Annotated in this window: 14 protein-coding genes; 10 read left to right on the top strand and 4 right to left on the bottom strand. The window is 39.8% G+C overall.

What is annotated here, in order from left to right; all coding sequences use genetic code 11:
• Positions 1-227 precede the first annotated feature (227 nt).
• The 7 genes from nsrR to rplI all read left to right on the top strand — a co-directional run bounded on the left by nsrR (position 228) and on the right by rplI (position 5,591).
• Complete coding sequence (gene nsrR / locus P3L56_RS19575) at positions 228-650, top strand: nitric oxide-sensing transcriptional repressor NsrR (protein WP_004907407.1); 423 nt, start codon at positions 228-230, stop codon at positions 648-650.
• Between the two features lie 42 nt (positions 651-692).
• On the top strand, positions 693-3,161 hold the full coding sequence (gene rnr, locus P3L56_RS19570) for a ribonuclease R (RefSeq protein WP_210831398.1): 2,469 nt from the start codon (positions 693-695) through the stop codon (positions 3,159-3,161).
• Positions 3,162-3,247: 86 nt separating this feature from the next.
• Positions 3,248-3,994, top strand: a complete 747-nt coding sequence (gene rlmB, locus P3L56_RS19565) for a 23S rRNA (guanosine(2251)-2'-O)-methyltransferase RlmB (RefSeq protein ID WP_071548703.1) — start codon at positions 3,248-3,250, stop codon at positions 3,992-3,994.
• Between the two features lie 156 nt (positions 3,995-4,150).
• Positions 4,151-4,546: a 30S ribosomal protein S6 gene (gene rpsF / locus P3L56_RS19560; protein WP_042845804.1), complete on the top strand. Its 396-nt coding sequence runs from the start codon at positions 4,151-4,153 to the stop codon at positions 4,544-4,546.
• 8 nt (positions 4,547-4,554) lie between these two features.
• A complete protein-coding gene (gene priB / locus P3L56_RS19555; protein ID WP_042845802.1) occupies positions 4,555-4,872 on the top strand; it encodes a primosomal replication protein N in 318 nt (105 codons plus the stop codon).
• A 4-nt stretch (positions 4,873-4,876) separates the two neighbouring features.
• Positions 4,877-5,104, top strand: a complete 228-nt coding sequence (rpsR, locus tag P3L56_RS19550) for a 30S ribosomal protein S18 (protein ID WP_000135199.1) — start codon at positions 4,877-4,879, stop codon at positions 5,102-5,104.
• A 37-nt stretch (positions 5,105-5,141) separates the two neighbouring features.
• Positions 5,142-5,591 carry a 50S ribosomal protein L9 gene (rplI, locus tag P3L56_RS19545; RefSeq protein ID WP_042845797.1) on the top strand — a complete coding sequence of 150 codons (450 nt, stop codon included), beginning with the start codon at positions 5,142-5,144 and terminating at the stop codon, positions 5,589-5,591.
• 156 nt (positions 5,592-5,747) lie between these two features.
• On the opposite strand, the gene P3L56_RS19540 is transcribed toward rplI, so the two are convergent.
• Complete coding sequence (locus P3L56_RS19540; RefSeq protein WP_240669282.1) at positions 5,748-6,458, bottom strand: CDP-diacylglycerol diphosphatase; 711 nt, start codon at positions 6,456-6,458, stop codon at positions 5,748-5,750.
• Between the two features lie 189 nt (positions 6,459-6,647).
• Positions 6,648-7,247, bottom strand: coding sequence for a LysM-like peptidoglycan-binding domain-containing protein (locus P3L56_RS19535; protein WP_131680922.1), 600 nt, complete (start codon positions 7,245-7,247; stop codon positions 6,648-6,650).
• 218 nt (positions 7,248-7,465) lie between these two features.
• On the opposite strand from P3L56_RS19535, the gene P3L56_RS19530 reads away from it, so the two are divergent.
• Both P3L56_RS19530 and cysQ read left to right on the top strand, forming a co-directional pair.
• On the top strand, positions 7,466-8,086 hold the full coding sequence (locus tag P3L56_RS19530) for a peptidylprolyl isomerase (RefSeq protein WP_042845791.1): 621 nt from the start codon (positions 7,466-7,468) through the stop codon (positions 8,084-8,086).
• A gap of 127 nt (positions 8,087-8,213) precedes the next feature.
• Entirely contained in the window at positions 8,214-8,954 is a 741-nt protein-coding gene (cysQ, locus tag P3L56_RS19525; protein WP_042845789.1) for a 3'(2'),5'-bisphosphate nucleotidase CysQ, read from the top strand.
• A 55-nt stretch (positions 8,955-9,009) separates the two neighbouring features.
• Here cysQ and mqo read toward each other — a convergent pair whose 3' ends face one another.
• Both mqo and P3L56_RS19515 read right to left on the bottom strand, forming a co-directional pair.
• A complete protein-coding gene (gene mqo / locus P3L56_RS19520) occupies positions 9,010-10,503 on the bottom strand; it encodes a malate dehydrogenase (quinone) (RefSeq protein WP_131680921.1) in 1,494 nt (497 codons plus the stop codon).
• A gap of 8 nt (positions 10,504-10,511) precedes the next feature.
• Positions 10,512-10,907 carry a cupin domain-containing protein gene (locus P3L56_RS19515; RefSeq protein ID WP_042845785.1) on the bottom strand — a complete coding sequence of 132 codons (396 nt, stop codon included), beginning with the start codon at positions 10,905-10,907 and terminating at the stop codon, positions 10,512-10,514.
• A gap of 448 nt (positions 10,908-11,355) precedes the next feature.
• Here P3L56_RS19515 and P3L56_RS19510 point away from each other — a divergent pair, with 448 nt between their 5' ends.
• Positions 11,356-14,496, top strand: coding sequence for a hypothetical protein (locus P3L56_RS19510; protein ID WP_272686017.1), 3,141 nt, complete (start codon positions 11,356-11,358; stop codon positions 14,494-14,496).
• Positions 14,497-14,503: the final 7 nt, after the last annotated feature.

Here is a 14,503-nt window from a genome sequence, read left to right as displayed (position 1 = left end):
GTATGTATTTTGTGCAATTAAGTGCATATTTGATTTGGGTAATACGCTAAACTGTATTTAAGTCTATATAATTTACTTACGTGCTCTATTTTATGCAGAAAGTAACGTTTCTGGGAGTAAAATAGAAAATATGCATTTTAAGGTAAGTCACATTTTTTAAGCCAAAAGCTTTTTTAGACTAATCGCTTTGTGGCCAAATGCGTTAAAGCCAAAATTTTGAGGTGATTGTGCAACTAACGAGTTTTACAGACTATGGATTACGAGCTCTGATTTATCTGGCTTCTCTCGGTGAGGGGAAGATGACCAGTATTACAGAGGTCACCGAAGTTTATGGTGTATCTCGTAACCATATGGTGAAAATTATTAATCAACTCAGTCACCTAGGTTATATAAAAGCCACCCGAGGTAAAAATGGCGGGATTACACTTGGGCAACCAGCTGAATCTATTCGTATAGGGGATGTGGTTAGGGCATTAGAGCCCCTAACACTTGTTAATTGTAGTGGTGAATTTTGCCACATAACACCTGCGTGTCGTTTGAAAGGTGTATTACACCAAGCAATACAGCAGTTTTTACAAGAACTTGATCAATATACGCTGGCGGACATGGTAAAAGATAACAGCCCGCTCTATCAATTACTGCTTGATTAATATTCGCAGTAGTTATGAATTCTGATGACAACGGAGGTAACGATGTCACAAGATCCTTTTCAGGAAAGAGAAGCAGAAAAATACGAGTCACCAATTCCAAGTCGAGAATATATTCTTGACCTTATCTCTAAACGTACAGCTCCTGCCAAACGCGAAGAAATCGCACAATTATTGAACTTATCAACTGAAGATGAACTAGAAGCTTTACGTCGCCGGTTAAGGGCGATGGAGCGTGATGGTCAACTGGTCTTTACACGCCGCCAGTGCTATGCGTTGCCAGAACGCCTAGATTTATTAAAAGGAAAGGTAATAGGCCACCGTGATGGTTATGGCTTCTTACGCGTTGATGGTAAAAAAGAAGACTATTATTTGTCTCAAGATGAAATGAAACGCGCTTTGCATGGCGATATCATTTTGGCTCAACCTTATGGGCAAGATCGCAAAGGGCGCACGGAAGTCCGTGTTGTCCGCGTGTTAGAACCCCGTAATAACCAAATTGTTGGCCGTTATTTTATTGAGTCAGGCATGGGGTTTGTTGTACCTGATGATAGCCGCCTTAGCTTTGATATTTTGGTCCCTAAAGACAAAATTAATGGCGCTCGTATGGGGAATGTTGTAGTTGTTGAGTTAGTCACTCGTCCACAACGCCGTTCTCAAGCTGTCGGTAATATTATTGAAGTACTGGGTGAAACGATGGGAACCGGAATGGCGGTTGAAATCGCATTACGCACCCATGAAATTCCACATTCTTGGCCACCTCAAGTTGAAAAACAAGTTGCTGACCTCAGTGAGCATGTCCCTGAGTCAGCCAAAAAAGGGCGCGTTGATTTACGCGACTTACCTTTAGTGACAATTGATGGTGAAGATGCCCGCGACTTTGATGATGCCGTTTATTGTGCACCGAAGAAAGGCGGAGGTTGGCGCTTATGGGTCGCAATTGCGGATGTTAGTTACTATGTTCGTCCGCAGACAGCTCTAGACACCGAAGCACGTAGCCGCGGTAATTCGGTATACTTCCCATCTCAAGTAGTCCCTATGCTGCCTGAGGTGCTATCAAATGGTCTGTGCTCATTAAACCCAGGTGTTGACCGCTTGTGTATGGTGTGCGAAATGACGGTGTCTGCATCAGGAAAACTGTCTTCATACAAATTTTATGAAGCTGTTATGAGCTCTCATGCAAGGTTAACTTATACAAAAGTATGGAAAATCTTAGAAGGTGATGAAGAGCTACGTGAACACTATAAAGCACTCGTGCCACATATTGAGCATTTGCACCAACTATATAAAGCATTAGATTCCGCACGTATTGAGCGTGGTGCGATTTCTTTTGAATCTGAAGAAGCGAAATTTATTTTTAATGCTGAACGCCGCATTGAAAGTATCGAGCCGGTTGAGCGTAATGATGCACACAAATTGATTGAAGAGTGCATGATTTTAGCTAATATTGCGGCAGCTCGGTTTGTTGAGAAAAACGAAGAGCCCGCGTTATATCGCGTGCATGATCGCCCGAAAGAAGAGAGCGTGATGAATTTACGCTCTGTTTTCAGTGAATTAGGTTTAACTTTACCCGGCGGAATGAAACCTGAGCCAAAAGACTATGCTCAGGTCATGAATGAAGTGGCAGAGCGCCCTGATCATGAATTGCTGCAAACTATGATCCTGCGTTCAATGAAACAAGCTATTTATGACCCAGAAAATCGCGGTCACTTTGGTTTAGGTTTAAAATCGTACGCCCACTTTACGTCGCCAATACGCCGATACCCGGATTTAACATTACACCGTGGTATCAAGTATTTGCTGGCTAAAGAGCACGGTCATTCGGATAAACGTTGGACTGAAACGGGTGGCTGGCATTCTGATATGGACAGTATGCTACAATTAGGTGAGCATTGTTCGATGACTGAACGCCGTGCTGATGAAGCAACTCGTGACGTCGCAGACTGGCTGAAATGTGACTTTATGCAGGATCAAGTTGGTCAAGTTTTCACAGGGTTAATTACCAGTGTGACCGGTTTTGGTTTCTTTGTTCGTCTGAATGATTTATTTATTGATGGCTTAGTGCATATTTCTACCTTGGATAACGATTACTATCGTTACGATGCTATTGGTCAACGTTTAATTGGTGAGTCATCGGGTACGACCTATCGTCTTGGTGATGAAGTGGAAATCCGTGTTGAAGCCGTGCACATGGATGAGCGTACAATTGATTTTGCTTTGATTTCAACAACTCGCAAGGCTAAAAACCCTGGTAAAACGACTCGGGACAGAATGAAGAAAGATGTCAAAAATACGACGCGTTCAACCCGTAAAAAAGGGGATGCAAGCAAAGAGAAAAACTTCGAGCCTGATTCTGCATTCCGTCGTTCTGAGAAAAAAGCCAATAAAGGTGATGCTAAGCCAGATGTGAAAGGTAAAGGAAAGAGTAAAAAACCTTCCGATAAAACCAAGAAAATTACGGCTAAATTAAAAGCAAAACGTGTTGCAAAGAAAATACCAAAACAAGATGGATAGGTCTTTCTTAGCTGTAATACTTTGTTAATTAACGAAAGTGGCGTAAACGCGCCACTTTTACATTTTTATCAATACATAAGAAATTTATGAGCGAAATGATTTATGGCATTCACTCTGTGAAAGCCTTACTTGAGCGTTCACCGCAACGCATTAAAGAAGTGTATATTCTGAAAGGCCGCGAAGACCGTCGATTAATGCCACTCGTGCGTGAAATCGAAGCCTTAGGTGTTGTCGTTCAAGTTGCCAATCGTCAGTGGATGGATGGGAAAACTGAAGGGGCGGTTCACCAAGGTATTATTGCGAAAGTGTTGCCGGGTAAGCAGTATCAAGAAGGTGACTTGCCCGACTTACTCGACAATACTGAGTCGCCATTCTTATTGGTACTCGATGGCGTGACAGACCCTCATAACTTAGGGGCTTGTTTACGTAGTGCGGATGCGGCTGGTGTTCATGCAGTTATTGTACCGAAAGATAAGTCTGCTCAATTGAATGCAATAGCCAAAAAAGTTGCTTGTGGAGCGGCCGAAAATGTACCGCTTATCCGAGTTACAAATTTGGCAAGAACCTTGCGCTTGTTACAAGAGTACAATGTTTGGATTGTGGGGACAGCGGGAGAAACTGACCATAACTTGTATCAAAGCAAGCTAACGGGGGCTATTGCTCTAGTGATGGGAGCAGAGGGCGAAGGTATGCGCCGTTTAACTCGGGAGCATTGTGATGAGCTAATCAGTATCCCGATGGCAGGTTCAGTTTCGTCACTGAATGTCTCCGTTGCAACAGGGGTTTGCTTGTTTGAAGCCGTTCGCCAACGTCTGGCGGGTGTTAGCAAATAAATATTATGGTAATAACTGCATCCATCACTTGAGTTTTATCTCAGGGATGGGTATAGTTACGCGTCAATTTTTTAGCCGCACTCAATAAGTTCCTTGCCTCCGCGGGCCGCGGTTAACCCAGACAGGAGGCTAATAATCCGTAAGGAGCAACTACTAATGCGTCATTACGAAATCGTTTTTATGGTCCATCCTGACCAAAGCGAACAGGTTCCGGGCATGATCGAGCGTTACAGTGCTGTTATCACTAACGCACAAGGTCAGATCCACCGTCTGGAAGACTGGGGCCGTCGTCAACTGGCTTACCCAATCAACAAACTGCACAAAGCTCACTATGTTCTTCTGAACGTAGAAGCTCCACAGGAAGCGATTGATGAGCTGGAAACTAACTTCCGCTTCAACGATGCCGTTATCCGCAGCATGGTTATGCGCTTAAAACACGCAGTAACAGAAGCTTCTCCAATGGTTAAAGCTAAAGACGAACGTCGTGGCCGTGACCTATCTGATGAATATCAGGAAGAAGAAGCTGAAGAAGCTGGGGATTCTGAAGAGTAATTGCGCAGGTGACCACCAATCGTTTAGTGCTCACAGGCATAGTCTGTAAAGCATTGATTCGAAAAGTGAGTCCGTCAGGCATTCCTCACTGCCAGTTTGTTTTAGAACATCGTTCGAAGCAACAGGAAGCGGGGTTGTCAAGGCAAGCATGGTGCAGAATGCCCATTATCGCCAGCGGACAAACCTTACAAGCCCATACTCACAGTATAACGGTCGGCAGTTGGATTACAGTAAGCGGTTTCATTAGCACTCATCAAGGGCGCAATGGAATTAGCAAGATAGTCCTCCATGCCGAGCAGATTGATTTGATAGATTCTGGAGACTAGCCATATGGCACGTTATTTCCGTCGTCGCAAGTTCTGCCGTTTCACAGCGGAAGGCGTTCAAGAGATCGACTATAAAGATATCGCAACGCTGAAAAACTACATCACTGAAAGTGGTAAAATTGTACCAAGCCGTATTACCGGTACTCGTGCAAAATATCAGCGTCAGCTCGCTCGTGCTATCAAGCGCGCTCGCTACCTGTCTCTGTTACCATATACTGATCGTCATCAGTAATTGGTACAGTCCATTAACGACTTAAGAGGATAAGGTAATGCAAGTTATTCTGCTTGATAAAGTAGCTAACCTAGGTAGCCTAGGTGATCAGGTTAACGTTAAATCGGGCTATGCTCGTAACTTCTTAGTTCCACAGGGCAAAGCTGTTCCTGCAACTAAGAAAAACATCGAATTCTTCGAAGCTCGCCGCGCTGAACTGGAAGCTAAATTAGCTGACGTTCTAGCAGCAGCACAGGCTCGTGCAGCAGCAGTTACTGCGCTGGGTTCTGTAACTTTAGCTTCTAAAGCTGGTGACGAAGGTAAACTGTTCGGTTCAATCGGTACTCGTGATATCGCTGATGCAGTTACTGCAGCTGGCGTTGCAATCGCGAAAAGCGAAGTTCGCCTACCAAACGGCGTTCTGCGTACTACTGGTGACCACGAAGTTCACTTCCAGTTACACAGCGATGTTTTCGCAGAGCTGAACGTTATCATCGTTGCTGAGTAATCAAAAATGATGGTATGCACTGTTGATTTATCAGTGGTGCAATAAAAAACACCGGCATAGCCCGGTGTTTTTTGCTTTCTAGGGGATCTATTTCCCTATAACCTATATTCTAAGTAATTCATTGGAATTAGCTTTAATGTATTTAAACGCTAAACTTTATTGATTTGCTAAACATTGGTAGTCGAGTATTTCCCCCGCTGAACCTAAATTCAACTCCGTGATATCCAACCGATTTGCTAGCAACACCTTTGAGCCATCTTTCAGCTGTACCATCGCTAAACCATAATTTCCCATCTCGTCGTGATGTTTCACAACATAATCATACAGTTGATTGAATGGATTTTTTGCATCGTTAAATTCAGATTGAAGTTTTTTTGCTAAGTAATGATGGCCAACGAGCTCAGTTGGTAGAAAAGCCCAGTCTGTTGTTATCGTTGACGAAAATTGGTTTAGTTTCTGGTGGACTTCTTGTTTTAAACAGGCAAGGTGAATATGTAATTGGTCTTGTGAACGCCCATATTGCGAATTAACGGCAATAGCTAATAAATCATCAGGGATCTCTTTTTTTGATTGTTGCAATAAACTGGCCCGTTCTTGCCAAGCTAAAGCGAAATAGTTAGGCACATTTGCCGTTATTAATTGTTTTGCTTCAATCCCTTTAACCTTACTGGTAGGGATAACTAAGTTATGTAATGGCCCTTTTTTGTCTTTAAATAACACATACTGATTTTCCGTATCGACTTTTAGGCAAGGGGGAGTGATTGAGTGAGTTTGTTGTTGGGGAATGCATTGGCTATTAATGATATTCCAGAGTGCATTAGCATTGAGTTTAATCCAAGAAATATAACCAATAATGATGGCTAACAATAGGAAAAAAAGCCCCAAAAAAAGTTTAACCCATTTATTTTTTAGCATAATAATTTGTTAATGTGTATATTTTAGGTTGAAAGAACTTTAAGTATACAGCAAAAGCAGGTAGGTGAGAGGGAAATAGTGGTTGGATGTCGCTTATCGGGCAGCTTAATGACAGTGAATTAAGCTGCCCATCGTTATTTACTATGGCGTACGGTAATAGCCACCGTCACTTAACCTAGCAAAGCTATAAGTTTTCCCATCAGATGCGGTAATTTCCAATAGTTGGACTTCGCCTTTTGCATTTGCTTTCAAACGAATTTTTTGCCCTTGGCGCAAATTACTTAATGGCTTTTCTGCGCCTTCAACGCGAGCCATGGTAAAGGCATCATTGGCTTGCAGGTTATTATCACGAAATAGTTGGGCGAGTGTTTTGCCTTTTTGTACGCGATAATTCTGCCATTTATTGGCTGATGAACTCACCGTATTAGGTTCTTCACTTGGCGGTTGCGCGGTTGCCGTTGGTGGCTCAACCGGTGCAGGGTCAATGGGTTCAGGTACTATTTCGGGCTCTGAGGGTAACGATTGTGGTGCGCTTTCTCCTTGGGTTTCAGGTTCTTGGGTTGGAGAGGGGATGACTGGGTCAGGTGTAATATCAGGTGTGGTTGGCGGTGGGACCACAATAGGTTGATTCTGTGCAGTTGTGTTTAACGGTTTATCTTCCGCGGGCCAAAGTAGGGCTACCACGACAATGAGAACTAAAGTAGCAATACCATAGCGGTGAAATTTTGAAAGTTTAAACATCACTCCTCCTTGATGAGGCAATGAGTAAATTTGTTCATATTTCCACGATATTAACACCATTTTATTGTATTTTAAGGGCCTGACTCGATTTTTCAGAGAACACTGAGTTAATTTATCGCTAATCAGCTGCTTTTATTATTTAGATCGATTGTTTGGGTTTACCCATAAGTGTCAGGCTGCTATCCTTGCTTTTTTCTCAAAACCATATGGGTGTTTTCATGGCAAACCAAAATTTCGATTCAGTAGAAGCACAAGCGAGTTATGGCATTGGTCTACAAGTTGGGCAGCAATTATTAGAGTCAGGCTTAGAAGGTTTAGTGCCAAATGCGATTTTGGCAGGGCTTGTTGATGCTTTAGAAGGCAATATGCCATCAGTGCCTGTTGAAACACTACATAAAGCACTGCGTGAAGTTCATGAACGCGCCGATGCTGTTCGTGTTGCACGTCAGGCTGCATTAGCAGAAGAAGGCCAACAGTTCCTTGATGAGAACCAAAAACGTGAGGGTGTTTCAACCACTGAATCTGGTTTGCAATTCTCAGTAATTAACCAAGGTGATGGTGCAATTCCTTCACGCACAGACCGTGTTCGTGTTCACTATACGGGTCGTTTAATTGATGGCTCAGTATTTGATAGTTCAGTTCAACGTGGTCAGCCAGCAGAATTCCCAGTGAGTGGCGTGATCCCTGGGTGGATTGAGGCATTAACACTGATGCCTGTAGGGTCTAAATGGGAGTTGTATATCCCTCATCAATTAGCATATGGTGAGCGCGGTGCGGGTGCTTCTATCCCTCCATTTAGCACATTAGTGTTTGAAGTAGAATTATTGGAAATCTTATAATTTAAGTAAATTTGCTTAAGTTTTAGATAAATGCCTCATTGTTGGTTCAACGGTGAGGCTTTTTTTATAGCGTAAACTTTTCACGCTTGCTAATCTTGCTGTAAAGGGTGATTGAGAGGTGATTAAAATGCTACAACAAATTTGTGAACTAGCTCAAGAAGCAGGCTATGCCATTATGGAAACCTACAATGCACAAGAGCCTTTGCAGGTTGAACATAAAAGTGATAATTCCCCTGTAACAGAAGCGGATATTGCAGCTCATAAAGTCATTGCAGCAGGGCTCACTCGTATTGCTCCAGATATTCCACAACTTTCGGAAGAAGACCTTGTTGACTGGTCAGTTCGTCAACATTGGCAACGCTATTGGCTAATAGACCCACTTGATGGCACAAAAGAATTTATCAATCGCAATGGGGACTTTACCGTTAATATTGCATTGATTGAAAATGGAGTGCCTGTGATGGGGGTTGTGTATGCCCCCGCGAAAGGGCTGTTATATTACGCAGAGGGGAGCCAAGCATGGAAAGAAGAAGGTGGTCATAAACAGCGTATTCATGTTCAGGATATGAAACCCCCTGTCATTGTGATCAGCCGTTCCCATCAAGATAGCGAACTGATGGATTATTTAACCCAAATGGGCGAACACACTACGGTGGAAATTGGTTCCTCATTAAAGTTTTGTTTAGTTGCAGAAGGCAAGGCGCAGCTTTATCCACGCTTTGGGCCAACCAATATTTGGGATACTGCGGCAGGTCATGCTGTGGCTATTGGTGCGGGTGCGAAAGTGGTTGATTGGCATGGGAAAGTACTGGATTACACGCCAAGGGAATCATTTTTAAACCCAGGTTTTCGTGTTATTTTATTCTAGATAATTAAAACCAATAGTTGGCGCTTAAACATTCAAGTGCCAACTATTCGGAGTGCTAGTTGTCTAATTGCAGTACTTTAGCCGTTGCTGCCCGGATATCTAAACAGGCTTTTGCATCTTGTTTTAAATCAACCCCATAAGTTGGAATAATTTGTTTTAAGCGTGTTTCCCATCCCTCTGCTTTAAGTTGCTCATCGAAACAGGTTTTTAGTACGTTTATCGCAATAAAAGCAGCCGTTGACGCCCCCGGAGAAGCCCCCATTAATACAGAGAAGGATTTATCTGCACTGGTAATTAGTTCAGTACCGAATTCTAAAACCCCTTTCTTATCGTGATCTGGTTTTATAATTTGCACTCGTTGCCCTGCAACGACTTCTTTCCAATCTTCATGTTGAGCATCAGGGTAGAATTTTTGCAACATGGCAAACTGGTGAGCAGAAGTTTGTAGCACTTGCCCCACCAAATATTCAGCAAGTGACCAGTTATCTTTGGCGACCGCTAACATGGGTTCGATATTATTGAGATGAACCGATTCAAATAAATCGAGATAAGAACCATGTTTTAAAAACTTACTAGAAAAGCCTGCATAGGGCCCAAATAATAATGAACGTTTACCCCCAATTATACGGGTATCCAAATGAGGTACTGACATTGGTGGCGAGCCTTTATCCGCTTTCCCATAAACTTTAGCATGATGGCGCCCTGCAATTTGTTCGTTATCACAACGTAACCAGATACCACTGACAGGGAAACCACCAAACCCTTTACCTTCGGGGATGCCTGATTTCTGTAATAATTCAATAGCACGCCCACCGGCTCCTACAAAAACAAATTTTGCCGAAGTAACTTGTTTTTCATGAGTAATTAAATTTTTTACTTCTACATTCCAGCGACCATCTTTTGTTTGTTTAACATCAATGACTTCATGCTTATAGTGAAGAGAAAAACCGGTTTGTTCGCTAAGTTGTGCAATTAATAGGTGGGTGAGAGCGCCGTAATCGACATCGGCTCCTGTCGCGACACGAGTGACCGCAATTTTTTCATCGCTTTCACGCCCTTCCATTAATAATGGAGCCCAGTCATCGATCTGCTTGGGGTCATCACTGTACTCCATATTATGGTAGCAATGGTGAGCGGACATCTGGCGAAAGCGTTGCTGTAAAAATTTCACATTGTCTTCACCCCAAACGAAACTCATATGTGGGCAAGGGTGAATAAAATCGCGAGGGTTTTTTATTTTGCCTTTTGTGACAAGGTATGACCATAGTTGGCGCGATAAATCGAATTCGGTGTTAACCTCAAGTGCTTTACTTATATCTACAGTGCCATCGGGGTTAGGTGGCGTATAGTTCATTTCGCAGTTTGCCGCATGGCCGGTTCCTGCGTTATTCCAAGGATGAGAGCTTTCCTGAGCACAATCGTTTAATCTTTCAAAAATAGAAATTGTTAACGAAGGCTCTAACTCTTTGAGAAATGTAGCGAGGGTTGCGCTCATAATACCAGCGCCGATGAGGGCTATATCGACATTCTCTACAATAGGTTTATCCATTATGACCTCTAATTTTTAGTCGGGGTGAAGCAAAGCTGAGTATCTTCTTGATAGACAACATAAGCACGACGCCATGGTTCATCACCAATAAGCCGCCACTTATGACCCGTCCCAGTATTATCTTGCGCTAACAGAATATCACCTGGGTTAATGACAAACTTAGAGCCATCTTTAGTTTCAAACTCTAAAGTACCGGTAAGAGTGATGACATAACGAGGAACGGGGTCCTTATGCCAATCGAAAGATCCGCCTGAAACGGTTTCACGAAAAGAAAGTTCACTAACAGCTATAGGAAGAGTTTGGTTATCACCATCTGCATTAGGAACACGACCAAGCTCTAGAGTTCCTTCTTCAAATAGAGAATTTCCATCTTCTCCCGTCCACATACGAACACAGCGTATCATTTTGTTTAGCTCCTTAATGACGTACAGAAATGTATCACAACTATTCGATATTCATTAGATATAACAAGCAAAGCTCTTAAAAAGATAATATTTAAATTTGATATAGTTTTAAATTTAAAGTGTTTTAGGCTTCAGGTCAAAAATATTATCTGATTATCTAAATATAGCTTAATAACAACAGTGAAACTTAGTTTTTTACCATTAATATTAAATAAATTTAATTTTTAAATCTTAATTTGATTGTCTTTTTAGGATGGTGTTAAATATGTCTTGGATAGATTTTCTATGCTTAGAAAATATCTTTAAGTATATTTACATTAGGTTTTTCTATGGTTGGGTTGTGGTTTGATTATACAAAATATAATATTTTTGATGTTTTATATAAGAATTTTTATATCCATAATGTATTGTAAAAACCAAATGTTAACTGATTTTTAAAAGTTAGATAATGGATAAAATATCATATAAATCCTCATTGCGAAGTAATGAAACTAGTATTTTTGATAAGATAACTAATGCAATTTCATCTTTTCCTTTAATAATTAAAAATATAACTAATACTACACATTTTCCTAACAGAATAAACTTAAATGGGAGAATAGTAAAAAAATCCGAGAAGGTTGATGCTAATAAGGCATTAAAAGAAATTTTAGATATTGGGAAACATATCCATCGCGAAGCTATTGAGGTAACTCAATCTCCAATTCAAACTCAGCCTAATATTAATCATAAATTATCGTTGAAAGGTAACAAGGGGTTAATAGTTGGTAGCTTATTATTATTGGATCTGCAAAAAAATAATGCCATTCATCGTAGTGGTCATGAGGAGAATACAACAAATTTGATGGGGATGGAAAGGGGTGAAAGAAATTATAATGATACTATTCATTTTCATAGGAAAAGACGAAGTGTTTCCGAATCACTTAACCTAAAATTTGATATGAAAACAAATGCATACCTAGATCACTTAAGGGAAAGAGAAACTGGTTTTATAGGTAAAAAAAGTTATATTGGCTCATTGGTTTTTAAGTTAGAGGCTAAAGGCTGGCCATTAGATTTTAACTTATTAAAAAATAGATTTGAAAAGGACAAGTCACGTAGAATAAAAATAATAAATAAGTCTAAAAATATGTTAAAAGAAGCAGAGGCTAAAGCTTTTAGCCATAGGTTTAAAGCATTATTTGGACAGCCAATAAACTATTTAGGTCGAGAAAATAGTAGGTTAGTAAACAATGAAGGTAAAATAAAAAAATTAAAGCAGCATATCGCTAGGGAGGAAGCAAGGTTAACCAAAGAAACTGAAAATTTGTCTGTGCTTAATTTATTACTTCACCCTGATAACCCCAATTTTTCTACAGCTTGGATGGGGTTCTATAAAAAAATAGATTACTTGTATGCAGAAAAAAATAAAATTGATTTAGAATGTAAGGAATATAGCCAGCATTTGGAATCATTGCCTAAAAATAGTAACCCAATTGCCTTTAGGTATATTAGTTCTGAAAAATATAGTACAGAAGTAAAGCTAGCTAATGCAAGAAAAGAATATAAATTGCTCACTGCTAAAATTAATTCTATGGAAGCAGCGGCAAGTATTGAGATGTCTCAAAATGATTTAAAATCGCAACTTAGTCTAGAGACTCAAATGGAAAGAATAGCTGCTGAATTAAAAGTAACGCAGGTAAATGAATTGGAGCTAGAAAATAATGTTAAGAATGCTAAAGAAGAGTTAGATAAGCTAATATTATCTGGTTTATTAGTTAATGGCATAAGTATTGATTGTACTGATCTCGATAAAGTTTGGCAGGTTCATTTTTATCAGGGAGCTAACTTTAAAGGAAGTATTTCGTTTTCTAATACAATAAAAGAATTTAGCTTAAGGAAGGTTTTGCTGGGGGAAGCAGATCGTTCTATTTTTATTCATGTGGGAGGCTCTCAAAGTATTTTAAAAATAAATAGTAAAAATAATGATGCGAAGAATGAAACATTACTCAAATTATTAAATGATAAAAAAAGCCGATTAAATATTGCGGACTCAGTTATGTCAGAAATTGAGAATTCTGCATTTAAAAAAATAGATGACATTGATTTTATTGATGATTTTAAATTCAGTGTACATGGTAAAATTTTGCATGTTTTATCAAAATCATCTCAACAATTATCAAAAGAACCTAAGATCTATCAACATATTATTGAAGGGTTTATTAGTGGATTAATCAAGCCTAGTGTCGTTTTATTTGAGGGTAAAGTTGTTCCTGGTTTACTTTCTCTTGGAAGTGAACATCATAACCTAATTTTTTCACTTCCAGATAATGACCTTATTATTTCTAGTACATTCCACGAAAATAAGAAGTTAGCTAAATTTATTCATAAGCATTTAACTAAAATTGACCAAGAGGGGTTTAGCAAAAATAATTTAGAAAATATTAAACATATAGATAACCGACTAAATCAGAAGTGGCAGCATAGGTTAACCTTTATTGAAAGAAGCCCCAATATTCAGTTTAAAACTGAGCCTGAGATTGACCCTTATCGATTGCTACTAAAAAGTGGAGTTGAAAAAAATTTTTCTGATCTAAACGGTGTTATTTATACATCATATGAAAAAACAGCAAAATTAAGTAATGACGTCAAGAAAATGTTGATTGAGTCTGCTGAAGTTATCATGATGTTAACAACTACAGGGGTATCATCACCTTGGATTATATCCGCTGAATTTATGGCGGGCATTTCTTTAAAATTAGCAAACATATATTTAGATATGCAGCTAATTGAAAACTCAGATCGTGGTGCCGATATAGAGCAGGCAAAGAAAAATTTGATGGTTGGAAAAATATATTTATCACTTAATCTTGCTAAAGCACCAAGGTTGATGGTGCAGGTTATCGGCAAATGGTTAGATTTAATTAATACATTAGAAGGTATTGCGGCAGAAAGATTATTCAATCCATTAGCTAAATATTCAAAGTTTAGGGTAAATCGAGGAGGAGACGATTTAGCAACAACCGCATTTCGATATGCTAAATTAGATCAATTTAGTTTCCCTAACCTATTAAAGAAAAAACACCCTGATGGCTTATGTCATGGGTTATCTTTAGAGATCTTGCAACGGTTAGAAGAAAGCGTTGACCCACAAAAACACTTATTTTCTGTTGTTGCTAGCTTAAAAGAGGATTTAAAAAAGCCTGCTTCTTTCTCAGGGAAGGTATTTGATAGTATAGAGAGAAAACAAACTCAGCCTTCTTTATTTAAAACCCAGAAATATCATAGAGAACCGACTGTAAGATATAGGGGAGAGCACCATGATTTAGTCAAAAAATTAGAGGATAATGTGATGGAGCTAAATCCGGGTGATACTGCACTAATAAGGGCGTATATAAGAAAGTCAGATGGTTCAATTCTTTCTGAAGGGCACATAATTATGGTTCAACGTATATCTAACCAACAATTTGAGTTGTTTGATTCTAATAATGGTGTTTTTTCATACTCGACAGAAACGGGGTTCAAAAAAGCATTAATGAATTATTTTAATTTGGCTTATCGTGACCACGGTTTGTTAATCCCTGGAAGTTTTACTCGTTTTATCTTATAGCTATAGT

Source organism: Providencia sp. PROV024 (assembly GCF_032709665.1).
Lineage (GTDB): Bacteria > Pseudomonadota > Gammaproteobacteria > Enterobacterales > Enterobacteriaceae > Providencia > Providencia huashanensis.
Note: the sequence above shows the minus strand (reverse complement) of the source record. Positions and strands in the feature narration are given on the sequence as shown.

Bases quoted from the DNA above. Each gene is read 5' to 3' on its own strand.
- rnr (WP_210831398.1), top strand. From the start codon at position 693: ATGTCACAAGATCCTTTTCAGGAAAGAGAAGCAGAAAAATACGAGTCA.
- rlmB (WP_071548703.1), top strand. From the start codon at position 3,248: ATGAGCGAAATGATTTATGGCATTCACTCTGTGAAAGCCTTACTTGAG.
- rpsF (WP_042845804.1), top strand. From the start codon at position 4,151: ATGCGTCATTACGAAATCGTTTTTATGGTCCATCCTGACCAAAGCGAA.
- rpsR (WP_000135199.1), top strand. From the start codon at position 4,877: ATGGCACGTTATTTCCGTCGTCGCAAGTTCTGCCGTTTCACAGCGGAA.
- rplI (WP_042845797.1), top strand. From the start codon at position 5,142: ATGCAAGTTATTCTGCTTGATAAAGTAGCTAACCTAGGTAGCCTAGGT.
- P3L56_RS19535 (WP_131680922.1), bottom strand. From the start codon at position 7,247: ATGTTTAAACTTTCAAAATTTCACCGCTATGGTATTGCTACTTTAGTT.
- P3L56_RS19530 (WP_042845791.1), top strand. From the start codon at position 7,466: ATGGCAAACCAAAATTTCGATTCAGTAGAAGCACAAGCGAGTTATGGC.
- cysQ (WP_042845789.1), top strand. From the start codon at position 8,214: ATGCTACAACAAATTTGTGAACTAGCTCAAGAAGCAGGCTATGCCATT.
- mqo (WP_131680921.1), bottom strand. From the start codon at position 10,503: ATGGATAAACCTATTGTAGAGAATGTCGATATAGCCCTCATCGGCGCT.
- P3L56_RS19515 (WP_042845785.1), bottom strand. From the start codon at position 10,907: ATGATACGCTGTGTTCGTATGTGGACGGGAGAAGATGGAAATTCTCTA.
- P3L56_RS19510 (WP_272686017.1), top strand. From the start codon at position 11,356: ATGGATAAAATATCATATAAATCCTCATTGCGAAGTAATGAAACTAGT.